General features: G+C 56.5%; 18 protein-coding genes. 2 read left to right on the plus strand and 16 right to left on the minus strand.

The window, feature by feature from the left end:
• Positions 1-71 precede the first annotated feature (71 nt).
• From AB4Y96_RS00110 to coxB, 13 genes are all read right to left on the minus strand, one after another.
• A complete protein-coding gene (locus AB4Y96_RS00110) occupies positions 72-533 on the minus strand; it encodes a hypothetical protein (RefSeq protein ID WP_441914866.1) in 462 nt (153 codons plus the stop codon).
• Positions 534-588: 55 nt separating this feature from the next.
• The gene (gene rnhA, locus AB4Y96_RS00115) at positions 589-1032 is read right to left on the minus strand and encodes a ribonuclease HI (protein ID WP_091880893.1); all 444 of its coding nucleotides are present in this window, start codon (positions 1030-1032) and stop codon (positions 589-591) included.
• Complete coding sequence (locus AB4Y96_RS00120) at positions 1029-2009, minus strand: homoserine kinase (RefSeq protein WP_441914868.1); 981 nt, start codon at positions 2007-2009, stop codon at positions 1029-1031. Before AB4Y96_RS00120 ends, rnhA begins: the two co-directional genes overlap by 4 nt.
• A gap of 2 nt (positions 2010-2011) precedes the next feature.
• Positions 2012-3013 carry a 4-hydroxy-3-methylbut-2-enyl diphosphate reductase gene (gene ispH, locus AB4Y96_RS00125; protein ID WP_441914870.1) on the minus strand — a complete coding sequence of 334 codons (1002 nt, stop codon included), beginning with the start codon at positions 3011-3013 and terminating at the stop codon, positions 2012-2014.
• Between the two features lie 58 nt (positions 3014-3071).
• A complete protein-coding gene (locus tag AB4Y96_RS00130; RefSeq protein ID WP_441914871.1) occupies positions 3072-3839 on the minus strand; it encodes an SURF1 family protein in 768 nt (255 codons plus the stop codon).
• 7 nt (positions 3840-3846) lie between these two features.
• The gene (locus tag AB4Y96_RS00135) at positions 3847-4242 is read right to left on the minus strand and encodes a DUF983 domain-containing protein (protein ID WP_441914873.1); all 396 of its coding nucleotides are present in this window, start codon (positions 4240-4242) and stop codon (positions 3847-3849) included.
• Complete coding sequence (locus AB4Y96_RS00140) at positions 4239-4745, minus strand: L,D-transpeptidase family protein (protein ID WP_091880900.1); 507 nt, start codon at positions 4743-4745, stop codon at positions 4239-4241. Before AB4Y96_RS00140 ends, AB4Y96_RS00135 begins: the two co-directional genes overlap by 4 nt.
• A 91-nt stretch (positions 4746-4836) precedes the next feature.
• Complete coding sequence (locus AB4Y96_RS00145; protein ID WP_441914874.1) at positions 4837-5715, minus strand: cytochrome c oxidase subunit 3; 879 nt, start codon at positions 5713-5715, stop codon at positions 4837-4839.
• Positions 5716-5773: 58 nt separating this feature from the next.
• Complete coding sequence (locus AB4Y96_RS00150) at positions 5774-6415, minus strand: cytochrome c oxidase assembly protein (RefSeq protein WP_441914875.1); 642 nt, start codon at positions 6413-6415, stop codon at positions 5774-5776.
• Positions 6415-6570, minus strand: coding sequence for a hypothetical protein (locus AB4Y96_RS00155; RefSeq protein WP_091880905.1), 156 nt, complete (start codon positions 6568-6570; stop codon positions 6415-6417). The genes AB4Y96_RS00150 and AB4Y96_RS00155 overlap by 1 nt, the downstream gene beginning before the upstream one ends.
• A gap of 1 nt (position 6571) precedes the next feature.
• Positions 6572-7516 (minus strand): heme o synthase, encoded by a 945-nt coding sequence (gene cyoE / locus AB4Y96_RS00160; RefSeq protein ID WP_441914877.1) that lies wholly within the window; start codon positions 7514-7516, stop codon positions 6572-6574.
• Between the two features lie 68 nt (positions 7517-7584).
• On the minus strand, positions 7585-9237 hold the full coding sequence (gene ctaD / locus AB4Y96_RS00165) for a cytochrome c oxidase subunit I (protein ID WP_441914879.1): 1653 nt from the start codon (positions 9235-9237) through the stop codon (positions 7585-7587).
• Positions 9238-9276: 39 nt separating this feature from the next.
• Entirely contained in the window at positions 9277-10119 is an 843-nt protein-coding gene (gene coxB, locus AB4Y96_RS00170) for a cytochrome c oxidase subunit II (RefSeq protein WP_091881193.1), read from the minus strand.
• 383 nt (positions 10120-10502) lie between these two features.
• Between coxB and AB4Y96_RS00175 the strand changes: the two genes are divergently transcribed.
• Together AB4Y96_RS00175 and tldD are read left to right on the plus strand one after the other, a co-directional pair.
• Positions 10503-11021, plus strand: coding sequence for an invasion associated locus B family protein (locus tag AB4Y96_RS00175; protein WP_223611539.1), 519 nt, complete (start codon positions 10503-10505; stop codon positions 11019-11021).
• An 80-nt stretch (positions 11022-11101) separates the two neighbouring features.
• Positions 11102-12514, plus strand: coding sequence for a metalloprotease TldD (tldD, locus tag AB4Y96_RS00180; RefSeq protein WP_441914881.1), 1413 nt, complete (start codon positions 11102-11104; stop codon positions 12512-12514).
• A gap of 12 nt (positions 12515-12526) precedes the next feature.
• Here tldD and AB4Y96_RS00185 read toward each other — a convergent pair whose 3' ends face one another.
• Genes AB4Y96_RS00185 through dxs form a run of 3 tightly spaced genes read right to left on the minus strand, consistent with a single transcriptional unit; the run spans position 12527 to position 16427 of the window.
• On the minus strand, positions 12527-13768 hold the full coding sequence (locus AB4Y96_RS00185) for a class I SAM-dependent RNA methyltransferase (protein WP_441915252.1): 1242 nt from the start codon (positions 13766-13768) through the stop codon (positions 12527-12529).
• On the minus strand, positions 13764-14501 hold the full coding sequence (locus AB4Y96_RS00190; protein ID WP_441914883.1) for a TlyA family RNA methyltransferase: 738 nt from the start codon (positions 14499-14501) through the stop codon (positions 13764-13766). Before AB4Y96_RS00190 ends, AB4Y96_RS00185 begins: the two co-directional genes overlap by 5 nt.
• 6 nt (positions 14502-14507) lie before the next feature.
• The gene (dxs, locus tag AB4Y96_RS00195; protein ID WP_441914885.1) at positions 14508-16427 is read right to left on the minus strand and encodes a 1-deoxy-D-xylulose-5-phosphate synthase; all 1920 of its coding nucleotides are present in this window, start codon (positions 16425-16427) and stop codon (positions 14508-14510) included.
• Positions 16428-16492: the final 65 nt, after the last annotated feature.

Raw genomic sequence — 16492 nt, forward strand, 5'->3', positions numbered from 1 at the left:
GTTCTGAGCGCTTTGTCTGCAGCTTTCGGACGATCGATACACACAATGAACTTTGCTAAAAAAATGAGAACTTAACGCTGCTCCGTCCGCATTTTACGATCCGGTCTCGCAATAGCCCAAAAAGTACTACCAACCAGAGCGCCCAATATACAGGCGGCTCCTGGAACGTATGGGCGGTGCAAAACCGTATCAACAAGTACGTGTATTCCGAACTGAATACCATATTCCCCAAAAGCCCAGCCGCCGATCAACAGAGCGCACCAAGACAGCAAAGCTATGCCGGAAAACACGGAAGCGTACATCAATATGGAGGTACGGCGGTTTGACCAAAGAAGTCGGTGAGCAATGGCCCCGAAAGTCAAAATTATGCCATATCCGAGCATCGCCCCAATTGCTATGGCTACGGAAAATAGTTCCATTTGACTAAAGTGTTCCATGAAATCCGGTGTTTTCCAAAAAACCGCGGCATAGACAGCCGCCAGAAGCGGAACCCACAGCGGTGACACCAAAAAGGCGGAAAGCGTTCGTCTCATTTTGAGTTATCTCAATCTATTAGCACCTAGAGCTAATAGGCTCTCTTCACATATATCAAGACCTGTTCTTGAACGGCGCCATACCGGCACGGGCAAGTTCATCGGCGCGTTCATTTTCCGGATGCCCGGCATGGCCTTTGACCCAATGCCAGACAACCTTATGGCGCTTGCGCGCCTCGTCAAGGGCCTGCCACAACTCGGCGTTCTTCACTGGTTTCTTGGCCGCTGTTTTCCAGCCATTGCGCTTCCAGCCTTCGATCCAGCCGGAAATACCATCGCGGACATAGACAGAGTCCGTATAGAGATCGACGGAGCATGGCTCTTTCAGCGCATTGAGCGAAGCAATGGCGGCCATCAGTTCCATGCGATTGTTGGTCGTGTCTGCTTCACCGCCTGATAGTTCTTTCTCATTACCGTTCCAGCGCAGCACCGCGCCCCAGCCGCCGGGGCCGGGATTGCCGGAGCAGGCACCATCGGTGAAAATCTGGATAGACTTCACGAGGCAGTACCCGCAGGCATCAGGCCATATTCCGCCGCCGACTTGATCTGGCGATGGAAGCGCATGCGGCGCACATATTCCATCGGGTCTTTCTTGACGACGAAACTGCCTTCGGGAACTGTCAGCCAGTCATAAAGGCGCGTCAGCATGAAACGCAGGGCCGAACCGCGTGCAAGGATCGGCAGGCTCTCCGCTTCCTCAGCCGAGAGCGGACGCACGGAATTATAGCCGCGCAGCAAGGCAGTGCCCTTGGTCAGATTGAAGGAATGGTCCTTTTCAAAACACCACGCATTCAGGCACACCGCAACGTCATAGGCGAGCAGATCGGTACAGGCGAAATAAAAATCGATGAGGCCGGAAAGCTTGTCGCCAAGAAAGAAGACATTATCTGGAAACAGATCCGCATGGATGACGCCTGTTGGCAGATGCTTTGGCCAATGCGCCTCGAAAAATGCAAGGTCGGCCTCGGTCTCGTTTGCCAGTCCGGGCTCAACCCGGTCCGCATTGTCTTTCGAATTGTTCCACAGCGGCCGCCAGCCATCGACAGAGAGCGAATTCTTGCGCCGCATAGGGAAATCCGCACCCGCCACATGCATGCGCGCCAGCGCCTCGCCAAGAGCATGACAATGCTGCACGGTGGGCCTGCGCATCCACATGCCTTCAAGGAAGGTCACAATCGCCGCTGGACGACCCGCAAGCTCGCCAATACTGGAACCGTTTTTCTGCACCACAGGCAAGGGACAGCTGATGCCCTTGCCCGCAAGGTGCTGCATCAGGCCGAGAAAGAACGGCAGATCATTGCTGTTCACCCGCTTCTCATACAGCGTCAGGATGAACGAGCCTTTGCTTGTATGCGCAAGATAATTGGAATTTTCGACGCCTTCGGCAATGCCCTTGTAAGAGAGCAGTTCGCCGATGTCGTAGTCCTTGAGAAAATGCGCGAGATCGATTTCGTTGATATCGGTATAGACAGCCATAATCAGTGGGTTCCGTTGACGAAAGCCATATCGCCACTGGTCAGTTCCACATCGCGCAAATCGCGCATGACGTGGAAATTTTCGGTTTCAATGGTTGTTTCGGCAAGTTCGATCGACACGGAATAGCGCTCCGAAAAGGCTTGGATGATTTCATCGACAATGATTTCAGGCGCAGATGCACCGGCGGAAAGGCCAACCGTCGAAATATCGCCAATGGCATCCCAATCGATATCCACCGCCCGCTGCACGAGAAGCGATTGCGAGGCACCGGAACGCTCGGCCACTTCTACGAGACGTTTCGAGTTGGATGAGTTCGGCGCTCCAACCACCAGAAACAGGTCGCAGCCCGGCGCTGCTTCCTTCACCGCGTCCTGACGGTTTGTCGTGGCATAGCAGATGGATTCGGCTGCCGGTGCGGTCAACTCCGGGAACCGGTTCTGCAGGGCAGCGATGATCCCGGCAGTGTCATCGACGGATAGCGTTGTCTGGGTGACGAAGCCCAGATTCTTCGGATCGTGAGGCTGATAATTCTCGGCATCCTCAATGGTCTCGATCAAAGTTACCGCGCCTTCAGGCAATTGCCCCATCGTTCCGATAACTTCGGGATGACCGGAATGGCCGACCAGAATGACATGCCGCCCAAGCCGCTGATGGCGCATGGCCTGCTTATGCACTTTGGAGACAAGTGGACAGGTTGCATCGAGATAAAACAAGTTCTTTTGCTCTGCATCTTCCGGCACCGATTTCGGCACGCCATGCGCAGAGAAGACCACGGGCTGGCTGCGGTGCTCTGCCGGGATTTCGTCGAGTTCTTCGACGAAAACGGCACCGCGCGCCTGCAAGCCCTGCACCACATAACGATTGTGGACGATCTCATGCCGGACATAAACTGGCGCACCATATTTCTTCAGCGCCAGAACCACGATCTGAATGGCGCGATCCACCCCGGCGCAGAATCCGCGCGGTCCGCACAGGCGGATTGTCAGTGGTTTCTTGTCAGCCATGGTCACAGGTCTCGCGGAATTCAAAGCTTTTGATATGCACCTTGGAATTGGGCGGCAATCAGCGGGAAGTCAAGTCCGAAGGTTCAATTTGTAGTTTGGCATCCCGCTTTCGCCTGATCATGGAGATGATGACAATCGCCAGCAAAGTCGCAGCAAGCCCATACCAGGTCACCGCATATTGCAGATGGCTGTTGGGCAGATCGATGATTGTTACGCCGCCAATGGGAAAGCCGCCGGGATTGGGCGTTTTGTCCGCATCAATAAAAAACGGCACCAGCTGCTCCGGATTGATGCTGGACTGCGCCGCCATGGTAGGCAGGTCTTTCCAGAAGTAGATGTTCTTGACGAGATCATTGTCCGGCAAGATCGAGGATGGCTTTCCATCCAGCGGGTTGCGGGCAAGTCCGGTGACTGTCACCGGCCCCGCAACTTCGCCCTGCTGGCGCGTCGATGCATTCTTCTGGTCATAGGGCACGAAACCCCTGTTGACAAAGACGGCTCGCCCATCGTCGAGTTGCAGAGGCGTATAGACGAAATAGCCAGAGTAACCATCATAGGTCGAGAAGAAATGCCGCTCTCGATCATTAAGCAGGCGCCCGGTAACCGTGACAGGACGGTATTCGACATCATGCTCCTGCGCCCAGATTTTTTCGATATCAGCCAGCGGCTGCGGCTCGGAATGGGTGCGCGCGGCGATGGTTGCCAGCAATGCTTCCTTCCATTGCAGGCGCTCCACCTGCCATGTGCCAAGTCCGATCAGGACGGCAAAGAGAAGCGTGCTGAGGATCAGAGTGATCCATGGAAACCGGGTTGGTCTTACGGGCATTGCAATATCACTCATGGGAAGCGGGAATATCAAGCTGCCCTTCCGCAGCTTTGTTTCTGTATTGAAGGGCGATCAGAACCCCCTTCATCCAGCGCAGGGCCATCAGGCAAAGCACCAGCGCCAGTGGAATCCACAGGATGAAATGCACCCATAGCGGCGGATTCAGCGTTACTTCCATCCATAGAGCAAGCCCAACGACAATAAAGCCGATCAGCAGCATGACCAGCACTGCCGGACCATCACCCGAATCAATAAAGGAATAGTCGAGGCCGCAACTGGAGCACTGGCGGGCGGGCGTCAGGAAGCCGTCAAAGAGTTTCCCCTGTCCGCAGCGAGGGCAGCGTGCCTTTACACCAGCCGCGAAAGGGTCAACTGGCGGATAAAGGGCTTTGTCTTCAGTCATGGGTTGATCTCGATCGGTGTTCCATCCTGGACCAATGCCCAGATTTCATCCATTTCGCGATTAGTGACGGCAATACACCCATCTGTCCAGTCGATAAGTTGAAGCATCCATCCCCACCAGCCATAACCATTGGCCGCACCATGGATCATGATCAGACCGCCGGGCGATACACCCATGGATTTGGCTGCCGCCGTATCCCGTGCATTCGGATAGGAAATGTGGATGGATTTGTAGGCCATGCTTTTGGGGTTGCGCCAATCAAGAACATAGCGACCCTCCGGGGTTCGCTCGTCGCCTTCCCAGCGCTTGTGGCCCTCAGGCCGCGCACCCAGCGCTATCGTATATTGCTTGATCACCACGTCGCCAGATAACAGCTGCATTCGCCGTTCCGCTTTTTCAACGCGGACCAGATCAACCTTGCCCTCGTTCGCCTGCGCCTTTGCCGCAAAGAGCGGGAACAGTGCCACGAGAAATGCCGACGATATAATCAGATGCCTTATCATATCCGATGCATGATGCAGGATTACGCCAAAAGAATGAGGGCGGTCATGTTTCCATAACCGCCCCCTGTAATGTCCTGATCTGATGACCTGTTTATTCGACAGCCATCGGTGCGCCCCATGAGGCCCACACATAGATCGAGAAGAACAGGAACAACCAGACCACGTCCACGAAGTGCCAGTACCAGGCGGCAGCTTCGAAGCCGAAATGCTTCTGCGGAGTGAAGTCACCCCGCATGGAGCGCAGCAGGCAAACCAGCAGGAAGATTGTTCCGATGATTACGTGGAAGCCGTGGAAACCCGTAGCCATGAAGAAGGTTGCGCCGTAGATCGAATCCTTGAACGCGAACGGTGCATGCGCGTATTCATAACCCTGCACGAATGAGAAGAGCATGCCGAGCAGCACGGTCAGGGTAAGACCGCTGATCAGGCCCTTGCGATCATTGTGGATCAAGGCATGGTGTGCCCAGGTTACTGTCGTGCCCGACAGAAGCAGGATGATGGTGTTGTAAAGCGGCAGGTGCAGCGGGTCGAGAACCTCGATGCCCTTGGGAGGCCAGATACCGCCTGTGAAGGCAGCACGGGCAACCTGCTCTGCTTCGCCGGGGTATAGGCTGGCATCAAAGAATGCCCAGAACCAGGCAACGAAGAACATCACTTCCGACGCGATGAACATGATCATGCCATAGCGCAAATGCAGCGAGACAACGCGGGTGTGGTGCCCTTCCTTGCTCTCCTTGATCGTATCCGACCACCAGCCGAACATGGTGTAGAGAACGATGGCAAGACCAATCAGGAACAGCCAAGGCTGTGCCAGATTATGGCCGAACAGGTGCAACTCACCGCCATTGTGGTAGCGCATGTAAGCGATGCCGCCGATAGCCATGACAAAAGCGCCGACCGAACCGAGGAACGGCCATGGGCTTGGATCAATGATATGGTAGTCGTGGTTCTTTGTGTGCGCTTCGGCCATTTTAACCCCCGCAAGTTCTATTCATCTGTTTCATCACTGACAAAGCGTCAGCGCAAGTTCAAAGCTGTCCCGACGCCTTGTCTTTCTTCACATTGGCGCTGGCGGCAACCGGTGCCGGCATCGCAATTGGAAAGAAGGTGTAGGACAGGGTGATTGTATTGACGCCCTTCAATTCTTCCGCGTTGACGATGTCAGGGTCAACGAAGAAAACGACGGGCATTTGCATGTCTTCGCCCGGCTTCAGGACAGTGTCCGTAAAGCAGAAGCACTCGACCTTGTTGAAGTAGGCACCCGCTGCCTGCGGCGTCACGTTGAACGCGGCGCGGCCAGCAGTCGGCTTATCCAGAATATTCTTGGCTTCGTAGTGGATGAGCTTGGTTTCGCCAATATTCATCGTCACTTCGCGTTGCACCGGCTTGAACTGCCAAGGCAGGCCATCCGACGTATTGGCATCGAAGCGAACCGTGATCTTCTTGTCGAGGATCGTATCGGACATCTGCTCAACCCGCTGCGTCGTGCCGCCATAACCAGTAACCTGACAGAACATCGCGTAAAGCGGCACCGCCGCAAAAGCCATGCCGACCATGCCGAAAAAAAAGGCAATGCAGGAGATCGCAATCGTGCGGTCTGAAACCCGGCGCTTCGGCGTTGCTGCGCTATCGGTGGCTGGTGTCTGGTTCTCTTCCACTGGGCTGCTCATCACATCTGCCGTTCGAGAATCTTCGCACCGAGCTTGGCCCAGGTGCCGACATAGACAAGAATCACAAAGGCCGCCAATGCCAGCGCCAGCGCGATGGAACGGCTGCGCTGCGCGCGCTTCTGCTTTGGTGTCAGTGTTACGCGATCATCACTCATGTCATGCACCTGCCAGAAAAAGCGCCTTGCGCACGAGAATCTCGCCAAGAAGCACCGCATAAAGGCTGAAAAGATAAAAGATCGAGAAAGCGAACATTTTTTTCGCAGGCTTGATCATCGCTGGACCAACAGGCGCGCGCCATACGGTCCACGCGTAGAACGTGAACATGGCGCCGACACCGATGGAAAAGACGCCGTAGACGATACCGGCAAAACCCATGATCCATGGCAGCACGGCGACAGGAACAACCAGAAGCGTGTAGAGGAAAATCTGAAACTTTGTCGATGCTTCGCCCATCACATTGGGCATCATCGGAATTTTCGCCTTCTCATAATCATCTGACATGAACAGCGACAGCGCCCAGAAATGGGGCGGCGTCCACAGGAAGATGATGAGGAAAAGCACAATACTTTCAACGCCGACCGAATTGGTCACGGCGGCCCAGCCAATCATCGGCGGGAACGCACCGGCGGCACCACCGATAACAATGTTCTGCGGCGTCGAGCGCTTCAGCCACATCGTATAGACGACGGCATAGAAGAAAATGGTAAAGGCCAGCAGGAAAGCCGACAGCAGATTGACGAAGAGGCCCAGCGTGACCACGGAGAATGCGGACAGCAGCAGACCGAAGGTCAGCACTTCTTCCCGCGTAATCCGGCCCGCTGGAATCGGGCGATTGGCCGTGCGCTTCATGATCGCGTCAATATCGGAATCGTACCACATATTGAGAGCGCCGGAGGCACCAGCACCAACAGCGATGCTCAGGATGGCRATAACGGCCAGAACGGGATTGATGTGGCCGGGCGCAGCCATCAGACCAACAACGGCAGTGAACACCACCAGTGACATGACGCGTGGCTTGAGCAAGGCAATGTAGTCCGACGCATTGGCTTCAGACAGGCCAATCCCGGTTTCTACAGCTGCATTTTTCTTCAGTACGGCCATTCGCTCAGTCTTGTTCGTTTTAACTTGAAGGTATCGGGGCCGCTGGGGTTCAGCGGCCCGGATTTTACTTACTTGATGCGTGGAAGCTGTTCCCACTGATGGAAGGGTGGCGGTGACGACAGCTGCCATTCCAGAGTGGTTGCACCAGGACCCCAAGGGTTGGCACCGGCTTCGCGCTTCTTGGCAAAGGCTTCAAAGACGCCGAACAGGAAGATCAGCACGGCCACACCGGAGATGTAGGAACCGATTGACGATACTTCGTTCCAGCCTGCAAATGCATCCGGATAGTCGATGTAACGGCGCGGCATACCGGCAAGTCCGAGGAAGTGCTGCGGGAAGAACACCAGATTGACGCCGATGAACATGACCCAGAAGTGCGTGTGCGCAATGGTGTGGTTGTACATGTAGCCGGTCATCTTCGGGAACCAGTAGTACCAGCCCGCGAAAATTCCGAACACCGCACCCAGCGACAGCACGTAATGGAAGTGCGCAATCACGTAATAGGTGTCATGCATTGCACGGTCGAGACCGGCATTGGCCAGCTGCACACCCGTCACACCACCAACGGTGAACAGGAAGATGAAGCCGATTGCCCAGACCATTGGCGGCTTGAACTCGATGGAACCGCCCCACATGGTGGCAATCCACGAGAAGATCTTTACGCCTGTCGGCACGGCGATAACCATCGTCGCGAAGACGAAGTAGCGCTGTGTGTCGAGCGACAGACCCACGGTGTACATGTGGTGCGCCCAGACGATGAAGCCGACAACGCCGATGGCGACCATGGCATAGGCCATGCCGAGATAACCGAAGATCGGCTTGCGCGAAAAGGTAGAGACGATGTGGCTGACAATGCCGAATGCCGGCAGGATCATGATGTACACTTCCGGATGACCGAAGAACCAGAACAGATGCTGGAACAGGATCGGATCGCCGCCGCCTTCCGGTGAGAAGAATGTTGTACCGAAGTTGCGGTCGGTCAGAAGCATGGTGATGCCGCCAGCCAGCACAGGCAGGGCCAGAAGCAGCAGGAATGCAGTGATCAGAACGGACCAGGCAAACAGCGGCATCTTGTGCAGCGTCATGCCGGGAGCGCGCATGTTGAAGATCGTGGTGATGAAGTTGATCGCACCAAGGATCGACGACGCACCGGCAATGTGCAGCGACAGAATGGCAAAATCCATCGCCGGGCCGGGCTGGCCGGTTGTTGAGTAAGGCGGATAGATCGTCCAGCCGCCACCCGTGCCGAAACCACCGGCAGGACCGGGAACGAACATGGAAAGGATCAGCAGGAGCAGCGCTGGCGGGAGCAGCCAGAACGAAATGTTGTTCATGCGCGGGAAAGCCATGTCAGGCGCACCGATCATGATCGGCACCATCCAGTTGGCAAAACCACCGATCAGCGCGGGCATGACCATGAAGAAGATCATGATCAGACCATGTGCCGTCGAGAACACATTGTACATCTGCTTGCCGGCGTCGATGGCTGCATCGCCCTCGAAACCGTAAACCATGGATGCAAGGCCGTGGAAAATCTGAATGCCGGGCTGCTGCAGCTCGGCGCGCATGGCGATCGAAAGACAACCACCAATGATACCGGCAATGATCGCAAAGATCAGATAAAGTGTGCCGATATCCTTGTGGTTCGTCGAATAAACCCAGCGCGTCCAGCCTGTCGGCTTATGAGCGTCATGGGCCTCGTGAGCTGCAGAACCTGCCATCAAAGTGCTCCCGTTCCTCAATAATTCGCGTCAACCAGCTTAGTTGCCGGCGACGTTTACGTTCTTGTCTGCGTCGATTTTAGCGGTGAGTGTCTTGTATGCGCCCGGAAGATCTTTCCCGGCAGCAGCAAACCACGCATCATACTGGCCCTGCGAAACCACATGGATCGCAATCGGCATGAACGCATGGTCCTTGCCGCAAATCTGCGAGCACTGACCATAATACATGCCTTCTTTATCAGCCTTGAACCATGTTTCGTTGCTGCGACCGGTGACAGCGTCCATCTTCACGCCGAAAGCAGGCATGGAGAAGGAGTGGATCACGTCAGCACCGGTCACCAGAAGGCGGACGGTTGTGTTCACAGGAACGACCATTTCATTGTCAACTGCGAGCAAACGCGGATAGGCCTTGCGGTCTTCCTTGCCTGCGGCAGCACGATCACCATCCTTGAGCATGACGGAGTCGAATGAAACAGGCGCATCTGCCTGATATTCGTAACCCCAATACCACTGGTAACCGGTCGCCTTGATTGTCATCTTGGCTTCTTCAGGCGAATATTGCGCGGTCAGAAGCTGGAAGGATGGAATTGCCAGGAAGAGAAGAATAACAACCGGGCCAACGGTCCAGACAACTTCCACAGCGGTGTTGTGGCTGGTCTTTGACGGAACCGGATTGGCACTGGCGCGATAGCGGTACATGACCCAGGCCAGAAGCCCCATTACGAACAGTGTAATCGGGACGATGAACCACAATGTATAGTGCTCGAACCAGACGATCTGCGCCATAATGGCAGAAGCAGCCGGCTGGAACGTCATCTGCCAAGGCTCAGGCTGTGCAGCATATGCAGTACCGGCACTTAACAGGCTTCCCAGGACACCCATCAGCGTGACAAAGTTCTTCTTCACCTAGAAATCTCCCGAATGAAGCTTCAATTCCATACGTTAATACCGGGCTTCATTGTGGCCCGGTGATATGCCGCGTTCAAATCACACATTAGCCTACATCGCAAGGAAGGCGAACGTGATCCCGTGCGGCATTTTTGCGCGCAGCTTGCCTCCTGTGGATGACAGCATCTTGTAAAGACGTATGTTTTTTGACTTTCACTGTGATTTTACTGCATGAAGGGCACATGGCTCACAATCCGGCCATTTTTACATTACACCAGACATATGAGAGCCGCTGTATGCTGGGGAGTGTTTGAGCGGTATTCTTTTCATCCGGGCCTCGGCGGTTTAACGTCTGGATGATTCGTTTTGGAGCCTACATGTCCTCTTTCGCGCTACGTAGCATCGCCCTTGGTCTGCTTTCCCTGTCTATTGCCGGTTTTTCCGGCGGTGCCATGGCAGCGCAGCAAAGCGGCACCGTCAAATCAACCCATGGCGCATGGTCGATCCTGTGCGACACCCCGGCAGGGGCAAAATCAGAGCAATGCGCTCTCATTCAAAATGTCGTCGCGGCTGATCGCCCGGAGATGGGGCTTTCGGTGGTGGTTCTCAAAACCGCTGACAACAAGGCGAAAATCCTGCGCGTGCTTGCACCGCTCGGTGTGCTTCTGCCCAATGGTCTTGGTCTGAATGTCGATGGCAAGGATATTGGCCGCGCCTATTTCGTCCGCTGCTTCGAAGATGGCTGCTATGCGGAAGTCATTCTGGAAGACCAGCTTGTCCAGACCTTCAAGACAGGCAAGGCCGCCACCTTCATCGTCTTCCAGACCCCGGAGGAAGGCATCGGTATTCCCGTCGAACTCAATGGATTTGGCGAAGGTTTCGACGCCCTTCCCTGAGCTTTGAACAAGTTTTCTGTTGTAGCGGGCCGGGCGAGGCCCTACATCCGCTTCGTAATAACGTAAACGGATGATCCATTATGAAAAGCCTCATCGATAGTTTTGACGCACCGCGCGAAAAAATCCTCGAAACCGTCAAGCAAAGCCTTGATGGTGCCGATGATGGTGAGCTTTTCATCGAATACCGCGAATCGGAAGGGCTCTCCTTCGATAATGGCCGGTTGAAGAATGGTACATTCAATCAGGATCAAGGCTTTGGCCTGCGCGCCGTTGCGGGTGAAGCTGTCGGCTATGCCCATGCGGGCGAGCTTTCGCTTGGCGCACTCAAGCGTGCTGCCGATGCCGCCTCGGCTGTACGCACCGGTTACACCGGCGCCTATACCGCTGCGCCTCCCGGAACCAACCGCAGCCTTTACAGCGATGAAAACCCGATCGGTTCGCCCAGCTTTGAAGCCAAGGTTAAATTGCTGCAGGAGATTGATGCCTATCTGCGTGCCAAGGACCCGAAGGTGCGGCAGGTATCGGTTTCGCTGGCAGGATCGTGGCAGCAGGTGGAAATCCTGCGCGCTGACGGGCATTTCGTCCGGGATATCCGCCCGATGGTGCGCCTCAACGTTTCTGTTGTCGTCGGTGATGGCGACCGGCAGGAAAGCGGCTCCTACGGGGCCGGTGGCCGCAAGGGCTTTGGCGAATTCATCACTGCCGAAAAATGGCAGCATGCGGCTGATGAAGCCTTGCGTCAGGCACTGGTCAATCTGGAAGCCATCCCAGCTCCGGCCGGAACATTTGACATTGTTCTGTCCAACGGCTGGCCGGGTGTCATGCTGCACGAGGCTGTCGGCCATGGCCTTGAGGGTGATTTCAACCGCAAGAAGACATCGGCCTTTGCCGGTCTGCTCGGCCAGAAAGTAGCCTCAAAAGGTGTGACCGTTGTTGATGATGGCACGATTTCCGAACGTCGCGGTTCACTCACCGTCGATGATGAGGGCATGCCGACCAACAAGACGGTGCTGATCGATGACGGCATTCTTGTCGGCTATATGCAGGACCGGCAGAACGCGCGTTTGATGGGTATGCAGCCGACGGGTAATGGACGGCGTGAATCCTATGCCCATGCGCCGATGCCGCGCATGACCAACACCTATATGCTCGACGGCGACAAGACGCCCGAAGAAATCATCGCTTCGGTGAAGAACGGCATTTATGCGGTTTCGTTCGGCGGCGGTCAGGTGGATATCACCTCCGGCAAATTCGTCTTCGGTTGCACCGAGGCCTATATGATCGAAAACGGCAAGATCGGTGCGCCTGTCAAGGGCGCAATGCTGATCGGCAATGGCCCCGATGCCATGCAGCGCATTTCCATGATCGGCAATGATCTGCAACTCGATACCGGCATGGGCAATTGCGGCAAGGGCGGCCAGTGGGTGCCCGTCGGCGTCGGCCAGCCGCATCTGCGCATGGACCAGATGACCGTGGGTGGAACGGCGGTCTAACGACCGCCTCCCCTATTTCTTCGACAGGAGTGCGACGGCTTCGACGTGCGAGGACCAGAGAAACTGGTCAATCGGCACAACGCGGTCGATCTTGTAGCCGCCTTTGACAAGAATGCTCAGGTCACGGCCAAGCGTCACCGGGTTGCAGGAAACAGCCGCCACTTTTGGTACATTGGATTTGGCAATCTCGATGGCCTGTGCTTCGGCACCGGCACGCGGCGGATCGAAAACCAATCCGGTGAAGGGCGCGAGTTCGCGGGCAAGGAATGGCCTGCGGAACAGATCACGGCGTTCCACACTCACCGGCTTCAAGCCCTGAACATGGCGCGCGCCACGATCCAGCGCATCAAGGGCCGCCTGCTCGCTTTCCACCGCATGGACAGCGGACTTTTCCGCCATCCGCAGCGCAAAGGTCCCGGAACCACAAAAGAGATCAAGGGTTTTTTTGGCTTTGGCCAGATGTCCAGTCACCAGTGCCGACATGGCTTCCTCGGCTTCCATCGTTGCCTGCAGGAAACCGCCCGGCGGAATGTAAACAGGAACCTTGCCGAAATGTACCAGCGGCTTTTTCGGCTCGACGATGATTTCGCCTTCAAAGCTTAAGCGCGCAAAACCCTTCTTCAGCACAAGATTGGTCAGCGCATGGCGCTTGCCCGCATCCGGTGCGCCGCAGCCCGAGGCCATGATATCGAGGCCGGAAGCCGTCGCCGTCACGGTGAGCTTGAAGGGTTTCATGCCGCCGCCAAGCACCGCCACAACCTCGCGCAGATCATCCAGCCGGGAGACGATTTCCGGGACGGTTACCGCACATTCGGTGATATCGATGAGTTCATGGCTCTGGTGGCGATTAAACCCAAGCACGGCACCATGATCGCTGGTGCGCACGGCAAAAACCGCCCTGCGGCGGGTTTGCGGCGCACAGGGAACCAATGGATCGAGTTTGAATTGCAGCCCACGACCGCCAAGCGCTTCCTGCACCAGCGCGCGCTTCCAATCCTGATAGGCACCAGCCTGCCAATGCTGGAGGGCGCAGCCGCCGCACTCTTCGAAATGACGGCACGCCGGATCAATCCGCTCCGGCGATGGTTCAAGCAGGGCCATCATGGTTGCGCGGCCATTTTCCAGCGCGACATTGGCGGTTTCGCCGGGCAGAGAAAACGGCACATAGACGCTGCCCGCTGCCGTTGCAGCAATGCCATCGCCCCCGGCGCCCATCCGCTCAATTGTTACGCGCGTGCTCATCAGCTCTTCAATCTTTTCTCTTCAAACCGGCCAGAAGATATTCGCGATTGCCATCGCCGCCTTCGATAGGCGAAGGGCAAAGCCCCAGGGCTTTCCAGCCCGGCAATCCATCCAGCCAGTTCCTTAGAGCATTTACAACGCGTTCGCCATCCATTGGATCGCGCAAAATGCCGCCCTTGCCGATTGCCTCGCGCCCCGCCTCGAATTGCGGCTTGACGAGAAGAACGCAATGACTGCCGGGCTCGGCCAAATCGAGTGCCGGTGGCAGGGCGAGTTTCAGCGAGATAAAACTGACATCCGAAACCACCAGACCGATTGCCCTATCAGTCAGATGCGCGCGGGAAAGCTCCCGCGCATTCAGGCTTTCAAGGTTAGTGACGCGGATATCAGCGCGCAAACTGTCATGCAACTGGCCATGGCCGACATCAACAGCGGTGACATGCGCCGCGCCGCGTTCCAAAAGGACCTGCGTGAAACCGCCGGTGGATGCGCCGATATCCAGTGCATTGACACCACTCACATCAATGGAAAAATGATCAAGCCCGGCAATGAGTTTCAGCGCGGCGCGCGAAACATAGCCGCTTGCCGGATCGTCGACACTGATATCAGCAGTATCGTTGAAGGTCGCACCGGGTTTGGTGACAACAGCGTTATCAACAGTGACCGTGCCGCGCACGATGGCATCCCGTGCACGCGAGCGGCTGGCAAACAGGCCCTTTTCAACGAGCAGTTGATCGAGCCGCATTGCCAATTATGCGCGCGCCGGAGCGGCCAGCGTGTTGCGGCCAAGCGCTGCAAATACGGTCTGAACAATGCCCGCCCGATCCAGCCCTGAGCGTGCATACATGGCCTCCGGCTTGGCATGGTCAAGGTAAAGGTCTGGCAGCGTCAGCGTGCGAACCCGCAAGCCATGGTCCAGCAGGCCATCGCGGCTGAGGAAATGCAGGACGTGGGAAGCAAAGCCGCCGATAGCGCCCTCTTCCACCGTCACCAGAACCTCATGCTCGCGCGCCAGACGGCGGATCATGTCCTCATCCAGTGGCTTGGCAAAACGGGCATCGGCAACGGTTGTCGAAAGTCCCGCCGCATCAAGTTCATCGGCGGCGGCCAGACATTCCTGCAGGCGCGTGCCAAAGGATAGAAGCGCGACCTTGGAACCCTCGCGGATGATCCGGCCCTTGCCGATCTGCAATATTTCACCGCGTTCCGGCAGATCAATGCCAACGCCATCACCGCGAGGATAGCGGAAGGAAATCGGGCCTTCGTCGTAGTCCGCAGCCGTGCGCACCATATGGCGCAGTTCCGCTTCATCCGATGCGGCCATGACGACAAAGCCCGGCAATGCCGCAAGGAAGCCCGTATCAAACGAACCCGCATGGGTGGCACCGTCAGCACCGACCAGCCCGGCCCGATCAATGGGGAAACGCACAGGCAGGTTTTGCAGGGAAACGTCGTGCACGACCTGATCGTAGCCGCGTTGCAGGAAAGTGGAATAGATCGCAGCGAACGGCTTGAAGCCTTCCGTTGCAAGACCTGCGGCAAAGGTCACCGCATGCTGTTCAGCAATGCCGACATCAAACACCCTGTCAGGAAAGACTTCACCAAAGAGATCAAGCCCGGTTCCGCCCGGCATGGCGGCAGTCACGGCAACAATCTTGTCGTCGTGGCGCGCTTCCTCGATCAGGCTGGTTGCGAAAATCTTGGTATAGCTTGGTGCATTGGCGGGTGGTTTGGCCTGCGCGCCGGTGATGACATCGAACTTGTTGACGCCGTGATATTTGTCGGCGGCGGCTTCCGCCGGGGCATAGCCTTTGCCTTTTTGCGTGACGACATGCACGAGCACGGGGCCATTCATCGTATCGCGGACATTTTTCAGAACAGGCAAAAGATGGTCAAGATTATGCCCATCGATAGGCCCGACATAGTAAAAGCCAAGCTCTTCGAACATGGTGCCGCCGGTCCAGAACCCGCGCACATATTCCTCCGAAAGCCGCGCCTTTTCCTGCAGGAATTTCGGCAGTTTCTTGGCGAGTTGCTTGGCCGTCTCGCGGATGGAGCGATAGGTCCGCCCCGATACCAGCCGCGCCAGATAGGCGCTCATGGCGCCTGTGGGCGGAGCAATCGACATATCATTGTCGTTGAGGATGACGATCAGCCGCGCGTCGAGCGCTCCGGCATTGTTCATCGCCTCATAGGCCATGCCCGCAGACATGGCGCCATCACCAATAACCGAGATCACATTGCGCTTTTGGCCCGAGAGCTTGCTGGCAACCGCCATACCGAGACCAGCGGAAATCGACGTGGAGGAATGCGCTGCACCGAATGGATCATATGCGCTTTCGCTGCGCTTGGTGAACCCTGAGAGACCGCCCTCCTGCCGCAAGGTGCGGATACGGTCACGGCGGCCAGTCAATATCTTGTGCGGATAGGCCTGATGGCCGACATCCCAGATGATCCGATCATGAGGCGTATCAAAAACATGGTGCAAGGCAACGGTGAGTTCCACCACACCCAGACCCGCACCGAGATGACCGCCGGTGGTTGAAACAGCATCCACCAGTTCCGCCCGCAACTCCTGTGCCAGCTCAGGCAGATCCGATTCCGGCAGGGCGCGTAAATCCGAGGGGATTATGACGCGATCAAGCAGCGGTGTTTCCAGTTTCTTCGCCAAAGCACAGGTTCCAGTTCCAGGGTCACTTCTTGCGGTTTCCTAGATGAATTCGGGGCAAGCAGCAA

Source organism: Phyllobacterium sp. TAF24 (genome assembly GCF_052113785.1).
Lineage (GTDB): Bacteria > Pseudomonadota > Alphaproteobacteria > Rhizobiales > Rhizobiaceae > Phyllobacterium.

Excerpts from the sequence above, each read along its gene's own strand:
- AB4Y96_RS00120 (WP_441914868.1), bottom strand. The coding sequence starts at position 2,009 with ATGGCTGTCTATACCGATATCAACGAAATCGATCTCGCGCATTTTCTC.
- AB4Y96_RS00110 (WP_441914866.1), bottom strand. The coding sequence starts at position 533 with ATGAGACGAACGCTTTCCGCCTTTTTGGTGTCACCGCTGTGGGTTCCG.
- AB4Y96_RS00155 (WP_091880905.1), bottom strand. The coding sequence starts at position 6,570 with ATGAGTGATGATCGCGTAACACTGACACCAAAGCAGAAGCGCGCGCAG.
- AB4Y96_RS00135 (WP_441914873.1), bottom strand. The coding sequence starts at position 4,242 with ATGACTGAAGACAAAGCCCTTTATCCGCCAGTTGACCCTTTCGCGGCT.
- AB4Y96_RS00140 (WP_091880900.1), bottom strand. The coding sequence starts at position 4,745 with ATGATAAGGCATCTGATTATATCGTCGGCATTTCTCGTGGCACTGTTC.
- AB4Y96_RS00130 (WP_441914871.1), bottom strand. The coding sequence starts at position 3,839 with ATGCCCGTAAGACCAACCCGGTTTCCATGGATCACTCTGATCCTCAGC.
- ispH (WP_441914870.1), bottom strand. The coding sequence starts at position 3,013 with ATGGCTGACAAGAAACCACTGACAATCCGCCTGTGCGGACCGCGCGGA.
- AB4Y96_RS00175 (WP_223611539.1), top strand. The coding sequence starts at position 10,503 with ATGTCCTCTTTCGCGCTACGTAGCATCGCCCTTGGTCTGCTTTCCCTG.
- ctaD (WP_441914879.1), bottom strand. The coding sequence starts at position 9,237 with ATGGCAGGTTCTGCAGCTCACGAGGCCCATGACGCTCATAAGCCGACA.
- AB4Y96_RS00150 (WP_441914875.1), bottom strand. The coding sequence starts at position 6,415 with ATGAGCAGCCCAGTGGAAGAGAACCAGACACCAGCCACCGATAGCGCA.
- AB4Y96_RS00190 (WP_441914883.1), bottom strand. The coding sequence starts at position 14,501 with ATGCGGCTCGATCAACTGCTCGTTGAAAAGGGCCTGTTTGCCAGCCGC.
- tldD (WP_441914881.1), top strand. The coding sequence starts at position 11,102 with ATGAAAAGCCTCATCGATAGTTTTGACGCACCGCGCGAAAAAATCCTC.
- AB4Y96_RS00145 (WP_441914874.1), bottom strand. The coding sequence starts at position 5,715 with ATGGCCGAAGCGCACACAAAGAACCACGACTACCATATCATTGATCCA.
- coxB (WP_091881193.1), bottom strand. The coding sequence starts at position 10,119 with ATGGGTGTCCTGGGAAGCCTGTTAAGTGCCGGTACTGCATATGCTGCA.